The sequence below is a fragment of the Tistrella arctica genome, assembly GCF_039630945.1.
Lineage (GTDB): Bacteria > Pseudomonadota > Alphaproteobacteria > Tistrellales > Tistrellaceae > Tistrella > Tistrella bauzanensis.
The window spans coordinates 531,099-551,707 of the sequence record NZ_JBBKTV010000001.1 but is presented as its reverse complement, the minus strand read 5'-3'; the positions used below and the strand labels follow the sequence as shown (position 1 = coordinate 551,707).

Genomic DNA, 20,609 nt, shown 5'->3' with positions numbered 1-20,609 from the left:
CCGCGTCTCCGGCTTTGCGCTTCCGTGCCTTTCAGGTTTGCCGGTTCGTGGCGCTGCCCCCCTTTAGAGGAAGAGGGCGGCGCTTCGCTTCGTGACGGGTTGGAGGTTGAGAGAGAGTCTCTCGGCCGCCCGTCACGGAGTAAATCCCTATGGCTACTGCCGTTCAGAAGATCATCCTGTCGTCCTCGCGCGACATCCCCTTCAACAAGCTGGTGCTCAGCCAGTCCAACGTCCGGCGCGTGAAGGCCGGCGTCTCGATCGAAGACCTCGCGGCCTCGATCGCTCGTCGCGGCCTGATCCAGAGCCTCAGCGTCTTCCCCGTCGTTGACGCCGAAGGCAACGAGACCGGCATGTTCGAGGTGCCCGCCGGCGGCCGCCGCTTCCGCGCGCTCGAACTGCTGGTGAAGCAGAAGCGTCTCGCCAAAGTCGCGCCCGTCCCCTGCGTGGTCCGCGATCGCGACGGCGCCATCCTCCCCGAGGAAGTGTCGCTCGCCGAGAACATCGAGCGCGCCGCGCTCCATCCGCTCGATCAGTTTCGCGCCTTCCACGACATGCTGATCAAGGGCATGACCGAGGAGGAGATCGCCGCGGCGTTCTTCGTGCCCGTCAACGTGGTCAAGCAGCGGCTGCGCCTCGCGACCGTCTCGCCGGTCCTCCACGACGTCTATGCCGACGACGGCATGACGCTGGAGCAGCTCATGGCGTTCACGGTCTCCGAAGACCACGAGCGTCAGACCCAGGTCTGGGACGCGATCAAGGACGCCTGGTCGAAGGAGCCCTATCAGATCCGGCGCATGCTGACCGAGACCACGGTGCGCGCCTCCGACAAGCGTGCTGTCTTCCTCGGCATCGAAGCCTACGCGGCGGCTGGCGGCATCGTCATGCGCGACCTCTTCCAGGCCGATGATGGCGGTTGGCTGCAAGACGTCGGTCTTCTCGATCGACTCGTCGCCGATAAATTGAAGGCCGAGGCTGAGGCGATCGCCGTCGAAGGCTGGAAGTGGATCGAGGTCGCGATCAGCTTCCCCTATGATGCCGTTCGCGGCCTCCACGAGGTCTCCGGCACGCCGATCGAACTATCGGCCGAAGAACAGGCGACCATCGAGGCGCTCACCGCCGAGCAGGTCAGGCTCGAAGCGGAATATCAGGACGCCGACGAACTGCCCGACGAGGTCGACGAGCGCCTCGGTGAGATCGAGACGGCTCTGGCCGCGTTCGACGATCGCCCCGAGCACTTCGACCCAGCCGACATCGCCATGGCCGGCGTCTTCGTTAGCATCGACGCCGACGGATCGCTTTCGGTCAATCGCGGCTTCGTCCGGCCCGAGGATGTGCCTCAGGTCCGGACCGATGGTGAGGAAGGATCGGAGACGGATACCGAATCCGCTGGCACCGCGAGCCCCTCGGTGCAACGCGCTGTCATCACTATCGACGGCCGGCCTGTCGAACCGGAGGAAGACGATGAGGACGACAGCATCAAGCCGTTGCCCGAACGCCTCGTCGTCGAGCTGACCGCCTACCGCACCCTCGCGTTGCGCAACGCGGTGGCTGAAAACCCGCACATCGCCATGACGGCGCTTCTCCACAAGCTGGTCTCGGACAACTTCATGACGCGCATGTACACGGGCGCCATGGAGGCGGGGGTGAAGCACATCTTCTTCCCCGTTCAGGACGAGGCGCTGAAGGACAGCCCTTCCGCCCGCGCCGTGCAGAAGCGTCACGACGCATGGGCCGCCGACATCCCGAAGGACGACGACGCCCTCTGGGACTGGCTCGCCGCGCTTGACGATGCCAGCCGCATGGCTCTGCTGGCGCATTGTGTCAGCTATGGGGTCAACGCGCTCTATGAGCGGCCGAACCCGCACAGCGCGGGCGGCTTGTCGCAGCACACGCTCGATATGAGGCTCGCGCAGGCCGACCGGCTGACGCGGGCGACCGGGCTCGACATCGTCGAAGCCGGCTGGCGTCCGACCTTCGGGAACTACCTCAACCGTGTCACCAAGCCGCGTATCCTTGAAGCCGTCCGCGAAGGCGCCGGCGAACGGGCAGCACAGCTCATCGACCATATGAAAAAGGGCGACATGGCCAAGGAGGCCGAGCGTCTCCTCGCCGATAGTGGCTGGCTGCCTGAGCCGCTTCGGATTGCCAGCGTCGACGGCGATGCGGCATCGGACGTGGACGGCGGCGGAGAAGCCGACGGGGCCGAACTGCCTGACTTCCTCAGCGCCGACGAAGAAACGGAATCGCCGGCCGATGGCGAAGACGACGAGCGTCACCTCATCGCCGCCGAATGAGCCGGCTCGCGGGGCGGCTTCGGCCGCTCCGCACCTTCCAATTCCAACCACTCTGAGCCCGGCCCTGCGCCGGGCTCTTTTCGTTTCAGGAGCCTGACATGGCCGAATATCTCACCCGCTTCTCCTGCCTGCTCGACGTCGGCACGGTCACCAATGTCGCGCGGGCCTTCGACATTTACACCGCGCTGATGGCCGAAAACGGTCGCGAGGACCCGCCCGCCGAGCCGTTCCTGCTCTCGCTCACGCCCGAACACGGCGCGACACGCCTCTGGCTTCGCGACCCCGGAACCGCCGATCCGCAATTACTGATAACCTTCGTCACCCGCTGCGCGGAGACATTCGCGCTCACCGGCACATGGGGCTTTCAGTGGGCCGGCGTCGCCTCAGAACCTGTCGTTGACGGTTTCTCCGGCGGCGCCCATCTGCTCGATCTCTCCACCGGCCGCACGATTGAGTGGATCAGCACCGGCCGATGGCTAGCTGAGGGAGGTGTGCGATGATTCCCGACCATGCGCGCGCCCGGCCTCACGGTCGGGCGCCTTTTTTAATGTCAGCGGACGAGAGGGAGAGGACGGCCGGGACGGGTCGAGTCCGGGCGGTCGAGAGAGAGCGCCGACCGGGCTTGTCCCTTCCGCTCTCCCGAGGTTCCTCCCATGAACATTCTGTCTCCAGCGGCCCTTTCGGCCGCGCCCGTCATCCGTGCGTCCTCAATCCTCGACGTGGCGCAGCAGCTTTTCGATTATCTCGAACGCGGCCAGCGCATCGATGCCGCGATCCTCCGTGCAGCGATGGAAGCGGCCTTTGGCGCATCCGACACCAGTGGCGCCTGGGACTGGAAGGCGGCCTATGAGGCATGCGAAGTCGCGACAGTCCTCTTCCTGCGCAAATACGGAAAGGCGCTTTTCCGCAAGGCGGCATCTCCGGCTGCACGTCTCTCCGCTCTTGCAAAGATCGCCGGACTCCTGCCGACGCATTCGCGGCGTTCGGAAGAATCGCAGGCGCTTCAGCAGTTCTCGACGCCGACGCCGCTCGGTCTCGCCGCAGTGGCGGCCGCCGCCATTGCTGCTGGCGACATCGTGCTGGAGCCGTCGGCTGGCACCGGCCTGCTCGCCATCCTGTCCGAGATATCAGGCGGAACGCTCCTCCTTAACGAGTTGGCCGAAACCCGCGCCGATCTGCTCGCTGCGCTGTTTCCGGACGTTGCCGTCACGCGCTTCGACGCGGCCCAGATCGACGATCACCTCGCGCCGGAGGCCACCCCCACAGTCGTGCTGATGAACCCGCCATTCTCCGTCATGGCGAACGTCTCCGGCCGTGTGGACGACGCCGCCTATCGCCATGTCGCTTCAGCACTGGCCCGGCTTGCCGATGGCGGGCGGCTGGTGGCGATCACCGGCGCCAACTTCAGCCCCGACCACCCGGCTTGGGCAGCGGCCTTCGTCCGGCTTCAGGAGCGTGGCCGCGTCGTCTTCACCGCAGCCGTGGACGGCTCGGTCTACGCCAAGCACGGCACGACCATCGACACGCGGCTGACGGTCATCGACAAGCTGTCGGCCGACGATCGTTCGGCATTTCCCCCTTCGCCAGGCATCGCACCCGACGTCTCCACGCTGCTCGGCTGGATCGCGACACAGGTTCCGCCGCGCCCGACCGCAACCCTCCCGCCAGTCACAACGTCGGCATCCGCCGCGTCGCCCCGCACCGTCCGCGGATACCTCGCCCGTACCACTGCCGCGCCCGCCACGCCCGCGTCCATCGAGCCGGAAGGCGTTGAACTCGCCTATGAAACCGTGGACTGGACACCCGCCGAAGACGGCCGGATCACCGACGCGATCTATGAAGAATATGGATTGCAGGCAGTCCGTATTCCCGGGGCGCAGGCCCACCCCACCAAACTGGTGCAATCCGTCGCGATGGCCTCGGTCGCGCCGCCCAGGCCGAATTACCGGCCCCGACTGCCCGCCAACATCGTCACCGATGGACTGCTCTCCGACGCCCAGCTCGAAACCGTCATCTACGTCGGCGAGGCGCACTCCGACTTCCTCGGCGGTTCGTGGACGCTCGACGAAACCTTCGACGTCGTCTCGGCCGCGCCCGACGATGCGCCGAACGCCGTGCGCTTCCGCCGGGGCTTCATGCTCGGCGACGGCACCGGCTCCGGCAAAGGACGCCAATCGGCCGGCATCATCCTCGACAACTGGATGCAGGGCCGCCGCAAGGCGGTGTGGATCTCCAAATCCGACAAGCTGCTGGAGGACGCCCAGCGCGATTGGTCGGCCCTCGGCATGGAGCGCCTGCTGGTCACGCCGCTGTCGCGCTTCCCGCAGGGGAAGGACATTACCCTCTCCGAAGCCGTCCTATTCACCACCTATGCCACGCTACGGTCCGACGACCGGGGCGAGAAGCTTTCTCGCGTCAAGCAGATCGTCGAATGGTTGGGCTCCGATTTCGATGGAGTGATCATTTTCGACGAGAGCCACGCCATGCAGAATGCCGCAGGCGGCAAGGGCGAACGCGGCGATGTCGCCGCCTCGCAGCAGGGCCGTGCGGGTCTCCGGCTCCAGCACGCCCTGCCGAACGCGCGTGTCGTCTATGTCTCAGCGACCGGCGCGACCACCGTCCACAATCTCGCCTACGCCCAGCGCCTCGGGCTCTGGGGCGGCGAGGACTTCCCGTTCTCGACCCGCGCCGAATTCGTCGAGGCGATCGAGGATGGCGGCGTCGCGGCGATGGAAGTGCTGGCCCGCGACCTGCGCTCGCTCGGTCTCTACACGGCCCGCTCACTGTCCTATGATGGCGTCGAATACGAACTGGTCGAGCACCAGCTCACCCCCGAGCAGACCGGCATCTACGACGCCTATGCCGGCGCCTTCGCCGTCATTCATAACAATCTCGACGCCGCGATGCAGGCCGCCAACATCACTGGTGACAGCGGCACGCTGAACCGGCAGGCCAAGTCCGCGGCCCGCTCAGCCTTCGAATCCGCCAAGCAGCGCTTTTTCGGCCATCTGCTGACCTCGATGAAGACGCCGACGCTGATCCGCTCGATCGAGCAGGACCTGGTCGATGGCCATGCCGCCGTGATCCAGATCGTGTCGACCGGCGAAGCCTTGATGGAGCGCCGCCTGGCGGAGATCCCTACCGAGGAATGGAATGACGTCCGAGTGGACATCACTCCGCGCGAATACGTTCTGGATTATCTCGCCCATTCCTTCCCGGTGCAGCTCTACGAGCCGTTCACCGACAGCGAGGGCAACCTGTCGTCGCGACCGGTGTTTCGCGACGGCCAGCCGGTTGAGAGCCGCGACGCCGTTGCCCGTCGTGACCGCCTGATCGAGAGGCTCGCTTCGCTGCCGCCGGTCCCCGGCGCGCTCGATCAGATCGTCCAGCGCTTCGGCACGGATGTCGTGGCGGAGGTGACGGGACGCTCGCGCCGCATCGTCCGCAAGACCGGCCCCGGCGGCATCGATCGCCTCGCCGTCGAGAACCGCGCCGGAACGGCCAATCTTGCCGAGACGCAGGCCTTCATGGACGATCAGAAGCGTATCCTGATCTTCTCGGACGCCGGTGGCACCGGGCGCAGCTATCACGCCGATCTGTCGGCACGGAACCAGCGGCTGCGCGTCCACTATCTGCTGGAGCCGGGCTGGAAGGCCGACGCCGCCATTCAGGGCCTCGGCCGCACCAACCGGACCAACCAGGCGCAACCGCCGCTGTTCCGGCCGATCTCGACCGACGTGAAGGCGGAAAAGCGCTTCCTGTCGACCATCGCCCGCCGCCTCGACACACTCGGCGCAATCACGCGCGGCCAGCGCCAGACTGGCGGCCAGGGCCTGTTCCGGCCCGAGGATAATCTGGAATCGCACTACGCCCGCGACGCCCTGCGGCAGCTCTACCTGCTGTTGGTGCGCGGCAAGGTCGACGGCTGCTCGCTCCAGATGTTCGAGGATGCCACCGGCCTGTCGCTGACGGACTCCACCGGCATCAAGGACGAGCTGCCGCCTATCACCACCTTCCTCAACCGGTTGCTGGCGCTGACCATCGAACTCCAGGGCGTCTTGTTCACGGCCTTCGAGCGGTTGCTGAACGCCAAGATCGAAGGCGCCATCGCGTCGGGCAGTTATGACGTCGGGCTGGAGACGCTGCAGGCCGAGAGCTTCATCGTCACCGATCGACGGACCATCCATGTCCATCCCGGAACCGGCGCCGAAGCCCGGCTGCTGACCATCACCCAGCGCCAGCGCAACCGGCCGGTGACGCTGGCCGAGGCGCTCGACCATCTCGACGATCCGGGCGCGAGGATGCTTATTAACGAGCGATCGGGCCGCGCCGCCGTGCAGATCCCGACCACCAGCATCATGCTGGACGATGGCGAGATCGAACGGCGTGTCCGCCTGATCCGGCCGATGGAGGCGCACAACGTCCCCATCAGGATGATGGATGAGACCCATTGGGTCGACGCGGACCGAACCGGGTTCACGGCGGCATGGAACGCCGAGCTGACCGAGGTGCAGGAGTTTGCCGAAAGCACCATCCATGTCGTCAGCGGGCTGTTGCTACCGATCTGGAAGCGGCTGCCGAAAGAATCGACGCGCGTTTATCGGCTCCAGACCGACGACGGCGAGCGCATCGTCGGCCGCCGCGTCTCCCCCGCCTGGGTCGCCGGCGCACTCGCCAACGGCACATCGACCCTGACGCCGGACGACGCCTTCGTGGCGCTGATGGACGGCAAGACCATCCTCGACCTCATTGAGGGTCTTCAGCTCCGCCGCGTCCGGGTCATGGGCGCCAACCGCATCGAGCTGTCGGGTTTCACCGACGCCATGCGCGACCGCCTGCGGGCCTACGGTCTCTTTCACGAAATCATCTCGTGGAAGCTGCGGATGTTCGTGCCGACCGATACGACCGGGGCGGCGATCCTCGCCAAGGTGCTGGAGCGCTATCCGGTCGAACGCATCGGCGAGCGGGAGGCGGTGTGATGGCACGGCACGACGCTTCTGAGCTGGCGATCCGTCTCGGCCGACACGCCGAGGCGGTGTGCCGCCATTACCTGGCCGCCGGCCATCGCGAGGGGCGCTATTGGCTGGTCGGCGATGTGCGCAATACGCCGGGCCGCTCGATGTTCGTTCGATTGAAGGGCGGCGAAACCGGCAAGGGCGCGGTCGGCAAATGGACCGATGCCGCCACCGGCGAGCATGGCGACCTCCTCGATGTCATCCGCGAGAGCTGCGGCCTGATCGACTTCAAGGACGTCGCCGATGAGGCACGCACCTTCCTGTCGATGCCGCATCCCGAACCGGACCGTCGATATGACGGCGAGCGCAAGTCACCGGCGCCGACCGGCTCACCCGAAGCGGCACGGCGGCTCTTTGCCATGGCACAGCCGATCTCGGGCACGCTCGTAAAGACGTATCTCCGTACACGCGGCATTACGGATTTGCACGGAACCGGAAACCTGCGCTTCCATCCCCGCTGCTACTACCGGCCTGACGAACATTCCCCGACCGAGACCTGGCCGGCGATGATCGCATCGGTCACCGACCTCACCGGGCGTCAGACCGGCGCGCATCGCACCTGGCTCGCTGCAGACGGCTCGAACAAGGCTCCGATCGACACGCCGAGACGGGCGATGGGCGACCTTCTGGGACATTCCGTTCGCTTCGGCGTGGCTGGCGACGTAATGGCGGCGGGTGAAGGTATCGAGACGATATTATCGCTCAGGATGGCGCTGCCCAGCATGCCGATGGCGGCGGCGCTTTCGGCGGCGCATCTCTCGGCCATCCTGTTCCCCGACACGCTGCGCCGGCTCTACATTGCCCGCGACAATGATCCGGCCGGCGACGGTGCGATGGCGACGCTGATCGAACGGGCGAACGCGGCCGGGATCGAGGCGGTCGTGGTGTCTCCAATACTGGGCGACTTCAACGAGGATCTCCGCCTGGCAGGCCTGGACAGCCTCCGGGCAGCGGCCCGTGTGCAGATCGCGCCCCAGGACGTCGCGCGCTTCATGGCACTGGTGGCATAGGGCGACAGGAAAATGCAGGCGGCGGAAGCGGCGTCGCCGGCATCGCTCGGATGATCCCCAAGTCGGAGAGAACCGCGCCCCGGCCTTCGAGAGGGCGATCGGCCAGCAAACCGCCCGGACCCGCAATGCCTGCGGCGGACTATTTTCCGGCGCGGCCGAGTGCCGCTTTCCATCGCGAGGCAAAATAGCCCGCCTTCGCCATCCTCCGCTGTGCTCCGGCCCTCCGCTTCGCTGCGGATGCAGGTCCGGCCCGCCCGCCGGCTTTCGTCGCCATGAAGGCCGCGAGGGTCGCGGTCGAACCGACGGAGCATCCCAATGAGCGAGCACGACGACTACTACGAACCGCACCACGCCTCTTCCCCCACCGACCATGTCCTGAGCGAACTCCAGCTTTACGGCTACCGTCCCTTCACGGATGAACCCAACCCCCGACCGCTTCCGGAGGGCGACCACGTCGCCGGCGCCATCGCCGACATCTTCGACGCCCTGATCGCCACCCTGGAAGACACCCGCCTAGAGCCCGACCTCGACGATCTCCTCTGGTCGACCGTCAACCTTTTCCACCGGGCTACCGACCGGATCGAGCGCGAGCTGGACGACAATGAGCAGGCGCAGCGCCGCGGCCAGCGCGAACAGGACGGCAGCGAGGTGAAGGCCGTCGAGCTGGAACGCCTGACGGCCGAGGGTCAGACCCTGATCGAACGCCGTAACGCCTTCGAGCTGATGCGCGACCAGGCCGCCGAACACTACGAGCGCCACACCGGATCGAACTGGCGACCGCGCAGCGGATCGATGGTCAACCATCGCAACCTCACCTCGGCGATGATCGACAGCCGGGACTTCCTCGCCGCTAAGAAGCGCGCCGACAACGAGGTGCTGCTCCCCGCCGGTCCGAAGATCGCCTTCACCGGCGGGCTCGACTTCAACGATCACCGCCTGATCTGGGCCAAGCTCGATCAGGTCCACGCCAAGCACCCCGACATGGTGCTGTTGCACGGCAAGTCGCCGAAGGGCGCCGAGAAGATCGCCGCGAAATGGGCCGACACCCGCAAAGTGCCACAGGTAGGCTTCGCCCCCGACTGGACGAAACATGCCAAGGCCGCGCCGTTCAAGCGCAACGATCAGATGCTCGACGTCCTGCCGATCGGGGTCATCGTGTTCCCCGGCACTGGCATCCAGGACAACCTTGCCGACAAGGCCAGAAAGCTCGGCGTCCCGGTCTTCGACTTTCGCCCGAAGGGAGGCGGCGCGTGAGCGCCGTCACCCCAGGTCGACGCCCCAGAACTTCAGCACCGCGAGCACTTCCTCCTTCGGATAATGGAGAAAGGCCGCATTCGCGAGGTCGGCCTTCAGCTTGCCCTTCCGCTTGGCAATCTCGCGCTCGATCCGCTCCCCGAACGGCGCTGTACCCGGCGGAAGCAGTCCAGGGCGCTCCGGACAAGGCCAACTCTTCGGATAGCCTTCGGGAATCCAGCCGTTCTTGACCTTCTCATATTGCTCGGCAACCGACGGATGCTCGCAAGCCCAGCCGTAAAGGTGGAAAGCGCACACTCGCAGCATCGCCTTGATTTCAGGCATCGTATCCGTGAAGCCTTTGAGCGGGGTCGGCAGCCACACCATATTGGCGACGCAGGAGAAGTAGCGCAGATCCTGGACGACGCTGCTTTGCTGAGCGAACGAGGGATCGTCGTATCCCCAGATGTGACACACGGTCCAGTTCTTCGGCTTCGGCGCCGCGACGCCCAGAGCCGCCACGAGTGCATTGAGCGCGGCGACATTGCCCTCGAACTTCTCAGCGGTGATCTTGGTCGCCTTTTTCGTGTTCGTGTACCGACGCGACCACGCAGCGTCATAGAGAGGCCGGCCGCGAGCCGTATGCGGCGCCCATACCGGCAGACGCCGGAAAGTCTCCGGATTCACCCACCGGGCCGTACGCTCGATCAGTTCGACCACTGCCGGAAGATCATCTCGAAGGGCGTCGTTGCCGTCTGGTATGTGAAATCCGGCTGCCATCGTTTGCTTGCGCCCTCCTGCCTTCCGACGCGGACGACCAGGACACGGCTCGAATCCAACGCAGTGAATTGCTGTGGCGCGATCCTAGCACTCGGTCGAAGCGAGAAACCATCCCCCGCTTCCATTGCGCTAATCCTTGGTCCAGCCGCTGGCCTGACGCCATCAACCCGTAAAGGGTCGGACTACGCAAAGCGTGCCGCCGCTCCGGCTTTGCCTGCGCGGTGATTGCGGCCATCGGCCGGACACCTCGGGCGCCTGTCGCGCGGGAGATGGTCTCCCGCCTCCAAGACAGGAGCCGGTCATATGTCCCTCAATCAAGCTCACGCCTTCGCCTTCAGCCTCGCCGCCACCCTCATGGTCTCGATCGTCATCTTCCAGGCCGGGGACGGCACCATAGGCGTCATGCCCGCTGGCGAATATGACGGCGAAGCCGCCGCCATCGTTCACGAGATCGACCCCTTCGCCCGCTAATCGCGGGCAAGGCGACAGGGCCGCAAGCGGAAGTCCCACGGGATTTCCGCTCCCGCCCTGCCTTCTCTTCGCCTATACTATCAATGCGCCGTGGTGGTGGTGGAGGCGCAACCGTCAGACCTTTATCTCATGGAGAACACCACCATGATCTTCATCGGCATCCTCTCCAGCATCGCGGCGATTGGCGTTCTCTGCTGGTTGCTATTCACGCTGGCTGTCTTCGCGCTGCCGTTCTTCGCCGGCGTCAGCGCCGGGACATGGGCCTATCAGACCGGCGCCGGCTGGCTCGGCGCAATCCTCGTCGGCCTTGTCGCTGCCGCACTCACATTCGGCCTGGGGCAGGTTCTGCTCGCCTTCATCCGACCGCTCTGGATACGGCTCGCGATCGCACTCGCCTTCGTCGCGCCCGCGGCGCTTGCCGGCTACCACGCGACGCATGGCATCGTGAAACACACCATGCCCTCCGACACCTGGCAGCTCATCTTCTCAGTTATCGGCGCAATCGCCGTTGGCGTCACGGCGCTGATCCGGGTCACAACCATGGCCACGCCCGGGCCAACCGGGCAAGCCATCGTGCGAACCTGACATCGGTGCAGGCGGCGGCGGGATGATAAATTGATGTCTTGGCGGTCGCGCCTTCCATGTCGCCAGGCTGGTTTGCAATCGCGCTGACCGGATCGACGGCTAACCCAACTGACGCGCCATGCCATCGGTGACGGTGCCGGTGGCAATGCCGTGACAGCGCGCAGACGGTGCGAGTGCCGGAAGGGGGCGATCTCGTGGGCGACGGGCAGGAATCGGCGGAACGTAGCGTCTGGCGGAGCTGGGTTTCCCCGCGGTGTCAGGCGTCGCTACGGTCCATCGGTCGGTATGGTCGCCACGTTCTCCTGTGATGCGTCTCTGTCATGTCGACCGTTCCAAAACGGCCTCTTCAATGGGCTGATCTGGCCGAAGGTCGGCTGCGCCTCGATCGCCTATGCCGCAACAGCGGCGTCGAAACTTTCTTCCCCTGCCGGCTGCGCCGTCATTCCTCGCGAGGCAAGAAAGCCTCTCCTTTGCTGTCAGGCCCTGCGGGGTGCGCCGTCAATCGCCTCCGGCCTCTCGATCGCCATCGAGGCCGCAATGGTGCGGGCTCGCAACAGCGTTCAAGGAGAACTACCATGGCGACCATCGGCACCTTCAAGAAGACCGGCAACAACGAGTTCACCGGCGAAATCGTCACCCTCAGCGTCCAGACCAAGAATGTCCGGATCATCCCCGAGGCCCGCGCTACGGGCGAGAACGCCCCGAGCCACCGCGTCTTCGTGGGCCGCGCCGAGATCGGCGCCGCCTGGTCCAAGACCTCCAACGAAGGGCGTGCCTATCTGGGCCTGAAGCTCGACGATCCCAGCTTCAACGCCCCGATCTACGCTAACCTCTTCGACGACGAGGAAGGCGAGACCCTCTCGCTCATCTGGTCCCGTCCCAATGGGCGCCGAGGCGACTGAGGTCCTCCGCGAGGCCCCGACCGGAAGGCTGGGGCCTCGGCTTTGCTGCGACCGAATCAGTTGCGATCTCGGCGGCCTGACAGAGAGCAAATAAGCACTTCCGACTGGAATACGCTGCCAAGAACGACTATTATAGTCGTAGTTTTGGCGTACGCGTAGGTCCGTGTGGGAGGTGATCATGCATGATCACCGCCCGACAGTTTCGGGCCGCACGCGCGTTGCTGGGTTGGACACAGGAGACGCTCGCTGACAAGGCCCGGGTCTCATTGACCGCGCTCAAACGCCTCGAATCCACCAGTGGCCTCGAGGTTTTTGAGAGCACGCGCGATGAGGTGAGACGGGCTTTCGAACGCGCCGGCATTGTCTTCCTGAACTCTGATCAGGGCAAGGGAGTGCTGCTCGTTGATGCGAACAAGGAAACCTGACGTTCGACAGGTCGCGGCGTTGCCAATTCGTCTCGCGTCAAGGTCATGCGTCATCGTTCCGATCAAATCACGGTTAACAATATCCTCCAGTTTGGATACATCTCGCGATCGGGGGATGTTGTGACCAAAGACGATTTTCTCGATCAGCCGCCGGCCGGGGCGGCATTGACCGCCTATGACGAGGCGCATCTGAAGCTGTACGTCCGGCTGCTGGATGCCGACGCTGAAAAAGCCGACTGGCGCGAAGTCGTCGAAGTCCTCTTCGGCCTTGATGCCAAGGCCGAACCGGAACGCGCTCAGCGCATCTACACCAGTCATCTCGACCGCGCGAAATGGATGACGAAGAACGGTTTTTGCGCGTTGCTCCAGGGCCGCCTGCACTGAGGTGATGCGTAAACCGCATCACGTTGCGGCCACTTCGTTCTTCCCGCGCTCCGTTCAACCCGGAATCGTATCCACTGCAAAACTCGCGTTGCACAACCTTACGCGGAGGCAGTGGAGAATGTCCGAGGATGAAAGTTGGCGGTCTGAAGCCGCCTATGACTATATCGACAAGTTGACCCCCGGCGATCTCGCCTGGGAGTTCCTGCGTCGCAACCCAGACTACAGAAAATCCTATCAGGAACTGGTAGCCGTCGGGCGGTTGACCGAGGATGTCGCGGGCGAGTTCGCCGAGCAATGGGGCTTGCGATTTCGTCGCCGACCCTCGCAACTCGGCGCTCGTCCAGCCGATCTTCTGGACCCCGCAGACCGATCCCGCGACACTGCCGTTCACCGTCGGACCGAACCCGGCGGGACATCTCCGCCTCCGCGTTGAGGATCTGCACGCCCACGCCATCATCGAGCATGATCCTGGTCTGATCCGGCTCGTACTGCGCGGCGAACCCCACGACGTCGCCCTGATCGGCGTCGATGATGCCCGCCCCCTTGGCGCGTTCATCATATTCGATGAACTGACGCCCGACCGACTGACCGCGGTTGAACGCCTCTGGCACGCGATGTTCGGCAAGCGCGTGCCGCCCGATCCACGCCTGACGCCACAAAGACGTCAGCGCGCCCGCCAGATGCTGCGCGCGATCGACGCGCGCGAGAGCGGCGCCATCTACCGCACCGTCGCCGAGCATCTCTTCCCCCAGCACAAGATTGACGCAGCATCCTGGGTAGGCGACCCGATCCGGGAGACCACCATCCGTCTCGCCCGCGACGGCATGAAGCTCGTTCGCGGCGGCTATCGGACATTGCTGCGCCGCCCACGCCGGGATCGCTGATACCCGCTCGCGTGTCGATTTTAGCATCTTACTTCGACATCGTCCGGGGCGCCGTCTTCGCGCCACCGTGCTCGCAACCCGCCGCTTATTCGAAGCGGCCGCCCGCGAGACCACGGAGGTGCGATCATGGCCGAAAGAGCCGCCAATTTACCGCCACGCTACCTGAGAACGCAGGAGGCGGCGCGCTTCCTCGGCCTTTCCGAACGCACCCTTGAGAAGCATCGGACCTACGGGACCGGTCCGATCTACCGCAAGCTCGGCGGCCGCGTGGTCTATTCCGTCGACGACCTTCAGGCCTGGGCGGATCGCGGTCTCGTCACCTCCACGTCCGATCCGCGGGGCGGCACCGTGCTGCCCGCGAAGCGCCAGCCGTCCGCGTCCGCCAGCGTCGGCGCCCGTTTCCCGCGCTGAGTCCCGGCATGTCGGCGCGCCATCACAGCAGCGAACGCGAGCAGCTCGATCTCTTTCGGACGCTGCCCGGCGATCTCGCGCCGCGCGATGCGCAGGACCTCATGGCGTACCCGTTTTTCGCGCTCGGCAAGTCCAAGCGGGTGGCGCCAATCGACTTCAAGGCCGGCTCCATCGTCATCCGTGTCGAAGCCGTGCCGGAGCACGGCATGGCCACCATCTGGGATGCCGACGTGCTGATCTGGGCCGCGTCCCAGATCGTCGAGGCACGTGACCACGGATTGCGCCCGTCGCGTCTGATGGCGACCACGCCATACGAAATTTTGCAGTTTATCGGCCGCGGCGTTTCGCTGCGTGACTACGACCGTTTGAAAGCCGCGCTCGACCGGCTTCAGTCGACCACCATCGCGACGTCGATCCGCCAGCCGACAGAACGGCGGCTGCACCGCTTCTCCTGGATCAACGAGTGGAAGGAGCGCGCCGACGGCAAGGGCCGGCCGCTCGGCCTCGAGCTGATCGTGCCGGACTGGTTCTACGCCGCCGTTCTCGACGACGCGCTCGTGCTGACGATTGACCGCAATTATTTCGGCCTGACGGGCGGCCTGGAGCGCTGGCTCTATCGCCTCGTGCGCAAGCACGGCGGCAAACAGGAGTTCGGCTGGAGCTTCGATTTCCCGCATCTCCACGCGAAATCTGGCAGCCTCTCGCCGCTCAAGCATTTTGCCTACGACCTGCGCGACATCGTCCGTCGTCAGCCGCTTCCCGGCTACCGCCTGACCATCGAGCAATGTCTCGGCGGTCCTGAAATCCTGTCCTTCGTACCCACCGATCCTGACGCGCTCGGCATCCCACGCCGCCGTCGCCGCTCGTTAACTCGCCCTGGGGATAAGCTGTGAATCATCTCGTGCTATCAGGGACCGGCGCTGTCGTGCCATCGGGGACCGGACTCTCGTGCTATCGGGGACCGGAATCGCAGATTCATCGCGCTGAATCAGCGACTTGCGAGCCCTCTAACTTATCTAACTTAGATTCCTACGGAATCTTTCTAACGCGACCGCGTTTTTCGGTCGCTGTGGACGAGTCCCCGATCGCCGGGAGACCGTCATGATCGTCGCGCTCCTCAACCAGAAGGGCGGCGTGGGAAAGACCACGCTTGCCCTCCACCTGGCAGGTGAATGGGCTCGCCGTGGACAGCGCGTCACGCTGATCGATGCCGATCCGCAGGGCTCGGCACTCGACTGGTCGCAGCAGCGCAGCCGGGAGGGGCTGGAGCGGCTGTTCGGCGTCGTGGGCCTCGCCCGCGACACGCTCCACCGTGAAGCGCCGGAGCTGGCCCGCGACGCCGAACATGTCGTCATCGATGGTCCGCCGCGCGTCGCCGGGCTGATGCGCTCGGCGCTGCTCGCGGCCGACCTCGTGCTGATCCCGGTGCAGCCGTCGCCGCTCGACGGATGGGCGTCCGCCGAAATGCTGGCGCTGCTCGGCGAGGCGCGCATCTATCGTCCGCAGCTCGCCGCGCGCTTCGTGCTGAACCGCTGCGCGGCCCGCACGGTTCTGGCGCGCGAGACCGCCGAGACACTGGCGGATCACGACCCGCCCTTGCTCGCCACCACCATCGGCCAACGCATCGTCTTCGCCGATGCCGTGCGGACCGGCCGGCTCGCCGCCGAGCAGGACGAGAATTGCCCCGGCGCGCGCGAGATCGGCGCGCTCGCTGCGGAAGTCGCGAGGATCGGCGCATGAGCGAACGGTCCCCGAAGCGCAGCTTTGCGGCGCGTCCGGCTGATCCCGAAGAATGGGTCAAGGCGGCCGACCGCCATGCCTCCCGCAGTCAGCCCGCCGAGGACTTCTCGGCCCGGCTGACGATCGACGTCACCGCCGACATGCGCGGCCGCATCAAGATCGCCGCCTTTCAGCGCGGCCAGACCGTCGCCGACATGCTGCGTGCGCTGTTCGAGCGCGAGTTTCCACCCCCGTCAGGAGAAGGACAATGACCGGCCTCGTCGCCGCGCCAGAACGCGTCGGCCGTGCTGCCGCCGAGCCGCCGCCCGAAACATTCACTGAGATCGAACTCGTCTGGATCGAGAAGCAGACGGAGCACTGGGTCCGCTTCGGCCGCGAGCGGCACGACCAGATCCTCGATCGCCGCCGCCGCATCCTCTTCTTCCCTCCTGGCAGCGTCCTCGCGCTGGTGCGCTGGGCGGCGAATGAGCACGGCACCGTGCTCTCGCGCCTCGACATCCTGCGCACGGTGGAGCGCAACGCGCCGTGTCAGACCGTCCCGACGGTGACGCCCGGCGCAGAGGTCCTGCTGCACGTCGATGGCTGGCCGAGAGTGGAGCGCATGCTCCAACTCATCGACGCCATCGAGGCGCGCGGCATCGACCCGATCGAGGTCTCGCCGGACCATTGGCGTCACGTCCATAACCGAATGACCGTTGGCGAAACGCCGCGCGCCTATGGTCTGCGCCAGCACCGCGCCTTTCTCAAGCGCCGGGAGATCGGCCCATGACCCGGCTCTCCTACGCCATCGTCACGACCGTGGCCGTGTCGCTTCTGGGCGTTGCCTCAATCGCTTCCTTCGCGCCGCGCCTGATCTGGAACGCCTCCGCCAGCACGCCGGTCGGCTTCTACACGATCGACGAACCCGGTCCGGTCGCCGTGACCGATCTGGTCGCGGTGGATGCTCCTGAACCACTCGCCACCTTCCTGTCCGAAGGCGGCTACCTGCCGCGTGGCGTGCCGCTTCTGAAGCGCGTCGCCGCGCTCCCGGGACAGCGGGTCTGCCGGACCGGGCTCGCCATCACCGTCGACGGAATGCCGATGGGCGATGCCCTCGATCGCGATCGTCGCGGTAGTCCGCTCCCGATCTGGCAGGGCTGCCGATTGGTCGCTGATGGCGAGTTGTTCCTGATGAACTGGCAGGTCCGCGACAGCCTCGACGGTCGCTATTTCGGGCCGCTTCCGGCCACCGCCGTGATCGGCCGGGCCACCCCTCTCTACACCGACGAGGACGGTGATGGCCGCTTCGTCTGGCGCGGGCCGACGCGGTGACGGCGCGCCCATGACCCTATCCACCGCAATATGAAGGAGACGACCCATGCCCGTGATCGGTCAATTCATGCGCGAGAATGATGGCTTCATCGGCCATCTGACGACGCTGTCCTTGCATCAGGACATCATCATCGTCGCGGCCGAGCCGTCCGAAGCCGAGAACGCGCCCGACTACCGCGTCCATGTGCTCGACACCATGAGCAACGAGACCGGCGCGGAGATCGGCGCGGGCTGGAAGCGCACCGGCGAGAAGGCCGGCGAATACGTCTCGCTGCAGCTCGACGATCCGACCTTCGAACATCCGATCCGCGCCAACCTGTTCCAGTCGGCCGACGACAAGTCCGCCTGGGGCCTGCACTGGAATCGCCCGCCGAAGCGCGGCGAGCGGGACTGAACGATGCCCGTCGCGCGCCATCAACCTGCCGTCGGAGGGAGGATCACCCTCCGACGTGCAGCCCTTCTTCTCCTTTCCGGCCTGATCCTTGCCGCACCGGTCGCGAGCACTGCCCACGCCCAGCAGACGCCGGTCGAGCGGCCATCACGCAGCGATCCATATGGCGCTTACATCGCCGAGGCGGCGCAGCGGTTCGGCGTTCCAGAGGCATGGATTCGCGCCGTCATGCGCGTCGAAAGTGCCAGCGACGTGCGCGCCATCTCGTCGGCGGGCGCGATGGGCCTTATGCAGATCATGCCCGCCACCTGGGCCGACTTGCGCGTCCGCCATCAGCTCGGCGGCAATCCCTATGACCCACGCGACAACATCCTGGCGGGCGCCGCGTATCTGCGCGAGATGCACGATCGCTACGGATCGCCCGGTTTCCTGGCGGCCTACAACGCCGGACCGGGCCGTTACGAAGAGTATGTCGCCGGTCGCCCATTGCCGGCCGAGACGCGCGCCTATGTCGCGACGCTCGCCCCCATTGTTGGCGGCGGAGAACTCGCCGGCCCAGTCGTGGTGGCGGCCGCCGATCCGCTCGCCTGGACGCGGGCGCCGCTCTTCGTCGTGCAGTCGGCCGGCAGCGGCCCTACCGCGCCAGCGCAGTCCGAAGGCGCGCCCGGTAACAGCACGGCGTCTGCACCGAAGCGCTATCAAGGCCCGGTGGCTTCGCGCATCGATGGCCTTTTCGTCGCGCGCAATGTCCCCGGTGGCCCGCGATGACCGCGTTCGCACCCGTTCGCATTGTGGCGTGGTCTGGCGGGCAAATGGCGGTCCGGAGAGGAGGAGCAGTCAGCACAACGGCACGATGGCGAGATAAAAGCGCGCGAGGTGCGGCTTGGTGCGGTCGTGTGTTTTCAGGAGCTTATGGCGCATTGGCGCGAGGTGCGCCTGATCGGCGCAGCCTGCGCTCTCGCAATTTATTCGGGATTTTCCTCGGCTTTGCGCGATGTGCGGGGCTTCGGCCATGAGCGGAGAGGACGATTTCCGCATCCGGCCTGGCCGCATCCGCTCCACCCGGGCTCAAGCGGCGCGGCCTTTCATCGCGCAAGCGCTGGCGGCCGCGCAACGCGCCGGCGGCAGCGTCTCGCGCTCCGGCAAGATCAGCTCGGGCAACCGCTCGCGGTTCGGGCGTGGTCAGCGCGCGACCGTGCAGGCCAACCGGCTGCTGACCAGCCGATCACGCAACACGGTCATTAAGACCCGCGTTGTCCGCCATACGGCGCGGGCCGCGCCGCTTTCCGACCACCTCAGCTATCTTCGTCGCGAGGGCGTCACCCGGGATGGCGAGAAGGCCCACCTGTTCGGCCCCGAGACCGAGGACGCCGATCCGAAGGCCTTCGCCGAGCGCACCCAGGACGACCGGCATCACTTCCGCTTCATCGTGTCGCCCGAGGACGCGACCGAGATGTCCGACCTCAAGACCTATGCCCGCGAGCTGATGGGGCAGATGGAGAAAGACCTCGGCACCAAGCTCGACTGGGTCGGCGTTGATCACTGGAACACCGACAATCCGCATGTCCATATCATCCTGCGGGGGCGGACCGACGACGGCCAGGACCTCGTCATCTCCCGCGACTACATCAAGGAAGGCATGCGCGCCCGCGCGCAGGATCTCGTCACCCAGGAGCTGGGGCCGCGCACGGATCACGAGATCCGCCGCAACCTCGAAAGGCAGGTCGAGGCGGAACGCTGGACCAATCTCGACCGGCAGCTTGCCCGCGACAGCTATCGCACCGGCGTCGTCGACCTCGCGCCGCACCCCGACCGGCAGCCCGATGAATTCCATGCGATGAAGGTCGGCCGGCTGCGCAAGCTGGAGACGCTCGGCCTCGCCGATCAGGTCGGTCCCGGTCAGTGGGTCGTATCGGAGAACGCTGAGGCAACGCTGCGTGAGCTGGGCGAGCGCGGCGATATCATCAAGCGCATTCATCGTGGCCTCACCGAGCGCGGCATCGAGCGCGGCGCGGCGAGCTACGTGCTCGCCGGCGAGAGCATCGACGATCCCGTCATCGGCCGGCTGGTGGATCGTGGCCTCGACGATGAGCTGACGGGTACGGCCTACGCTGTTGTCGATGGCACCGACGGACGGACTCACCACATCAAACTGCCCGACCTCGATGCCGCTGGCGACAGCGCGCCGGGTTCGATCGTCGAGCTGCGCAAGTTCGATGACGCGCAGGGTCGGCGCCGCGTGGCGCTCGCCGTCCGCTCCGATCTCGACATCGAACGGCAGGTCAGTGCGGCCGGCGCTACGTGGCTCGACCGGCAGGCGATCGCCCGCGATCCCGTCGCGCTTGGAGGTGGCGGCTTCGGCGCGGAGGTGCGTCAGGCGATGGACCGGCGTGCCGACCATCTCGTCAGCCGGGGCCTCGCCGAGCGGCAGTCGCGCGGTGTCAGTTTTGCGCCGGGGCTGATCGACCAGTTGCGCCAGCGTGAGGTGGAAGCTCTGGGCGAGAAGCTTGCCGCCGAAACCGGGCGTCCGTTCACAAAGGCCGGAACGGGCGAGTATGTGGCGGGCACTTACCGGCAGCGCTTCGCGCTCGCCTCGGGCCGCTTCGCCATGATCGACGACGGCCTCGGCTTCCAGCTCGTGCCCTGGTCTCCGTCCCTCGAACGCCAGCTCGGTCAGCACGTCTCAGGCGTATCGCGCGGCCCCGGCGGCGTCGACTGGAGCTTCGGCCGCAATCGCGGCCTCGGCATGTAGCCCAACCAAGAAAGGAGTGCC

At 66.1% G+C, this 20,609-nt stretch carries 22 protein-coding genes; 21 read left to right on the top strand and 1 reads right to left on the bottom strand.

All coding sequences use genetic code 11. The annotated features are described in order from the left end of the window. Positions 1 to 149: 149 nt before the first annotated feature. The 5 genes from WG924_RS02485 to WG924_RS02465 all read left to right on the top strand — a co-directional run bounded on the left by WG924_RS02485 (position 150) and on the right by WG924_RS02465 (position 9,573). Complete coding sequence (locus WG924_RS02485) at positions 150 to 2,294, top strand: ParB/RepB/Spo0J family partition protein (protein ID WP_345931398.1); 2,145 nt, start codon at positions 150 to 152, stop codon at positions 2,292 to 2,294. 98 nt (positions 2,295 to 2,392) lie between these two features. After that, positions 2,393 to 2,794, top strand: coding sequence for a hypothetical protein (locus WG924_RS02480; protein WP_099555763.1), 402 nt, complete (start codon positions 2,393 to 2,395; stop codon positions 2,792 to 2,794). A 153-nt stretch (positions 2,795 to 2,947) separates the two neighbouring features. After that, positions 2,948 to 7,273, top strand: coding sequence for a strawberry notch-like NTP hydrolase domain-containing protein (locus WG924_RS02475; RefSeq protein ID WP_345931393.1), 4,326 nt, complete (start codon positions 2,948 to 2,950; stop codon positions 7,271 to 7,273). Next, positions 7,273 to 8,319: a DUF7146 domain-containing protein gene (locus tag WG924_RS02470; protein WP_345931390.1), complete on the top strand. Its 1,047-nt coding sequence runs from the start codon at positions 7,273 to 7,275 to the stop codon at positions 8,317 to 8,319. Before WG924_RS02475 ends, WG924_RS02470 begins: the two co-directional genes overlap by 1 nt. A gap of 315 nt (positions 8,320 to 8,634) precedes the next feature. Then, the gene (locus WG924_RS02465; RefSeq protein WP_345931388.1) at positions 8,635 to 9,573 is read left to right on the top strand and encodes a DUF2493 domain-containing protein; all 939 of its coding nucleotides are present in this window, start codon (positions 8,635 to 8,637) and stop codon (positions 9,571 to 9,573) included. Positions 9,574 to 9,579: 6 nt separating this feature from the next. On the opposite strand, the gene WG924_RS02460 is transcribed toward WG924_RS02465, so the two are convergent. Beyond that, positions 9,580 to 10,332: a hypothetical protein gene (locus WG924_RS02460; RefSeq protein ID WP_109856087.1), complete on the bottom strand. Its 753-nt coding sequence runs from the start codon at positions 10,330 to 10,332 to the stop codon at positions 9,580 to 9,582. A 303-nt stretch (positions 10,333 to 10,635) separates the two neighbouring features. Between WG924_RS02460 and WG924_RS02455 the strand changes: the two genes are divergently transcribed. The 16 genes from WG924_RS02455 (at position 10,636) to WG924_RS02380 (ending at position 20,588) form a co-directional block, all read left to right on the top strand. Then, entirely contained in the window at positions 10,636 to 10,803 is a 168-nt protein-coding gene (locus WG924_RS02455) for a hypothetical protein (RefSeq protein WP_345931384.1), read from the top strand. A 144-nt stretch (positions 10,804 to 10,947) separates the two neighbouring features. Further along, positions 10,948 to 11,388: a hypothetical protein gene (locus WG924_RS02450; RefSeq protein WP_345931740.1), complete on the top strand. Its 441-nt coding sequence runs from the start codon at positions 10,948 to 10,950 to the stop codon at positions 11,386 to 11,388. Positions 11,389 to 11,963: 575 nt separating this feature from the next. Continuing rightward, positions 11,964 to 12,290 (top strand): DUF736 domain-containing protein, encoded by a 327-nt coding sequence (locus WG924_RS02445; protein ID WP_183825898.1) that lies wholly within the window; start codon positions 11,964 to 11,966, stop codon positions 12,288 to 12,290. A gap of 182 nt (positions 12,291 to 12,472) precedes the next feature. After that, positions 12,473 to 12,715, top strand: a complete 243-nt coding sequence (locus tag WG924_RS02440) for a helix-turn-helix domain-containing protein (RefSeq protein WP_345931381.1) — start codon at positions 12,473 to 12,475, stop codon at positions 12,713 to 12,715. A gap of 120 nt (positions 12,716 to 12,835) precedes the next feature. Continuing rightward, a complete protein-coding gene (locus WG924_RS02435) occupies positions 12,836 to 13,099 on the top strand; it encodes a DUF2285 domain-containing protein (RefSeq protein WP_345931379.1) in 264 nt (87 codons plus the stop codon). Positions 13,100 to 13,103: 4 nt separating this feature from the next. Next, positions 13,104 to 13,532 (top strand): transcriptional regulator domain-containing protein, encoded by a 429-nt coding sequence (locus tag WG924_RS02430; RefSeq protein WP_345931377.1) that lies wholly within the window; start codon positions 13,104 to 13,106, stop codon positions 13,530 to 13,532. After that, positions 13,447 to 13,983, top strand: a complete 537-nt coding sequence (locus WG924_RS02425; protein WP_345931739.1) for a DUF2285 domain-containing protein — start codon at positions 13,447 to 13,449, stop codon at positions 13,981 to 13,983. The genes WG924_RS02430 and WG924_RS02425 overlap by 86 nt, the downstream gene beginning before the upstream one ends. 126 nt (positions 13,984 to 14,109) lie before the next feature. Then, entirely contained in the window at positions 14,110 to 14,394 is a 285-nt protein-coding gene (locus WG924_RS02420; protein ID WP_345931375.1) for a helix-turn-helix transcriptional regulator, read from the top strand. Between the two features lie 8 nt (positions 14,395 to 14,402). Further along, positions 14,403 to 15,287, top strand: coding sequence for a replication initiator protein A (locus tag WG924_RS02415; RefSeq protein WP_345931373.1), 885 nt, complete (start codon positions 14,403 to 14,405; stop codon positions 15,285 to 15,287). 208 nt (positions 15,288 to 15,495) lie between these two features. After that, the gene (gene parA / locus WG924_RS02410; protein WP_345931371.1) at positions 15,496 to 16,134 is read left to right on the top strand and encodes a ParA family partition ATPase; all 639 of its coding nucleotides are present in this window, start codon (positions 15,496 to 15,498) and stop codon (positions 16,132 to 16,134) included. Next, positions 16,131 to 16,385, top strand: coding sequence for a ribbon-helix-helix protein (locus WG924_RS02405; protein WP_345931369.1), 255 nt, complete (start codon positions 16,131 to 16,133; stop codon positions 16,383 to 16,385). Before parA ends, WG924_RS02405 begins: the two co-directional genes overlap by 4 nt. Further along, on the top strand, positions 16,382 to 16,903 hold the full coding sequence (locus tag WG924_RS02400) for a DUF2840 domain-containing protein (protein WP_345931367.1): 522 nt from the start codon (positions 16,382 to 16,384) through the stop codon (positions 16,901 to 16,903). The genes WG924_RS02405 and WG924_RS02400 overlap by 4 nt, the downstream gene beginning before the upstream one ends. Continuing rightward, positions 16,900 to 17,445 carry a S26 family signal peptidase gene (locus WG924_RS02395; RefSeq protein ID WP_345931365.1) on the top strand — a complete coding sequence of 182 codons (546 nt, stop codon included), beginning with the start codon at positions 16,900 to 16,902 and terminating at the stop codon, positions 17,443 to 17,445. Before WG924_RS02400 ends, WG924_RS02395 begins: the two co-directional genes overlap by 4 nt. 46 nt (positions 17,446 to 17,491) lie before the next feature. Further along, on the top strand, positions 17,492 to 17,839 hold the full coding sequence (locus tag WG924_RS02390; RefSeq protein WP_062347404.1) for a DUF736 domain-containing protein: 348 nt from the start codon (positions 17,492 to 17,494) through the stop codon (positions 17,837 to 17,839). 3 nt (positions 17,840 to 17,842) lie between these two features. Then, positions 17,843 to 18,604, top strand: a complete 762-nt coding sequence (locus WG924_RS02385; RefSeq protein ID WP_345931360.1) for a lytic transglycosylase domain-containing protein — start codon at positions 17,843 to 17,845, stop codon at positions 18,602 to 18,604. Between the two features lie 244 nt (positions 18,605 to 18,848). After that, positions 18,849 to 20,588 carry a relaxase/mobilization nuclease domain-containing protein gene (locus WG924_RS02380; RefSeq protein ID WP_345931358.1) on the top strand — a complete coding sequence of 580 codons (1,740 nt, stop codon included), beginning with the start codon at positions 18,849 to 18,851 and terminating at the stop codon, positions 20,586 to 20,588. Positions 20,589 to 20,609: the final 21 nt, after the last annotated feature.

Coding starts and splice junctions, on each gene's coding strand:
- WG924_RS02450 (WP_345931740.1), top strand. CDS start 10,948: ATGATCTTCATCGGCATCCTCTCCAGCATCGCGGCGATTGGCGTTCTC.
- WG924_RS02470 (WP_345931390.1), top strand. CDS start 7,273: ATGGCACGGCACGACGCTTCTGAGCTGGCGATCCGTCTCGGCCGACAC.
- WG924_RS02390 (WP_062347404.1), top strand. CDS start 17,492: ATGCCCGTGATCGGTCAATTCATGCGCGAGAATGATGGCTTCATCGGC.
- WG924_RS02405 (WP_345931369.1), top strand. CDS start 16,131: ATGAGCGAACGGTCCCCGAAGCGCAGCTTTGCGGCGCGTCCGGCTGAT.
- WG924_RS02400 (WP_345931367.1), top strand. CDS start 16,382: ATGACCGGCCTCGTCGCCGCGCCAGAACGCGTCGGCCGTGCTGCCGCC.
- WG924_RS02420 (WP_345931375.1), top strand. CDS start 14,110: ATGGCCGAAAGAGCCGCCAATTTACCGCCACGCTACCTGAGAACGCAG.
- WG924_RS02465 (WP_345931388.1), top strand. CDS start 8,635: ATGAGCGAGCACGACGACTACTACGAACCGCACCACGCCTCTTCCCCC.
- WG924_RS02380 (WP_345931358.1), top strand. CDS start 18,849: ATGAGCGGAGAGGACGATTTCCGCATCCGGCCTGGCCGCATCCGCTCC.
- WG924_RS02395 (WP_345931365.1), top strand. CDS start 16,900: ATGACCCGGCTCTCCTACGCCATCGTCACGACCGTGGCCGTGTCGCTT.
- WG924_RS02415 (WP_345931373.1), top strand. CDS start 14,403: ATGTCGGCGCGCCATCACAGCAGCGAACGCGAGCAGCTCGATCTCTTT.
- WG924_RS02480 (WP_099555763.1), top strand. CDS start 2,393: ATGGCCGAATATCTCACCCGCTTCTCCTGCCTGCTCGACGTCGGCACG.
- WG924_RS02385 (WP_345931360.1), top strand. CDS start 17,843: ATGCCCGTCGCGCGCCATCAACCTGCCGTCGGAGGGAGGATCACCCTC.
- WG924_RS02485 (WP_345931398.1), top strand. CDS start 150: ATGGCTACTGCCGTTCAGAAGATCATCCTGTCGTCCTCGCGCGACATC.
- WG924_RS02445 (WP_183825898.1), top strand. CDS start 11,964: ATGGCGACCATCGGCACCTTCAAGAAGACCGGCAACAACGAGTTCACC.
- WG924_RS02440 (WP_345931381.1), top strand. CDS start 12,473: ATGATCACCGCCCGACAGTTTCGGGCCGCACGCGCGTTGCTGGGTTGG.
- WG924_RS02475 (WP_345931393.1), top strand. CDS start 2,948: ATGAACATTCTGTCTCCAGCGGCCCTTTCGGCCGCGCCCGTCATCCGT.
- WG924_RS02430 (WP_345931377.1), top strand. CDS start 13,104: ATGCGTAAACCGCATCACGTTGCGGCCACTTCGTTCTTCCCGCGCTCC.
- WG924_RS02455 (WP_345931384.1), top strand. CDS start 10,636: ATGTCCCTCAATCAAGCTCACGCCTTCGCCTTCAGCCTCGCCGCCACC.
- parA (WP_345931371.1), top strand. CDS start 15,496: ATGATCGTCGCGCTCCTCAACCAGAAGGGCGGCGTGGGAAAGACCACG.
- WG924_RS02460 (WP_109856087.1), bottom strand. CDS start 10,332: ATGGCAGCCGGATTTCACATACCAGACGGCAACGACGCCCTTCGAGAT.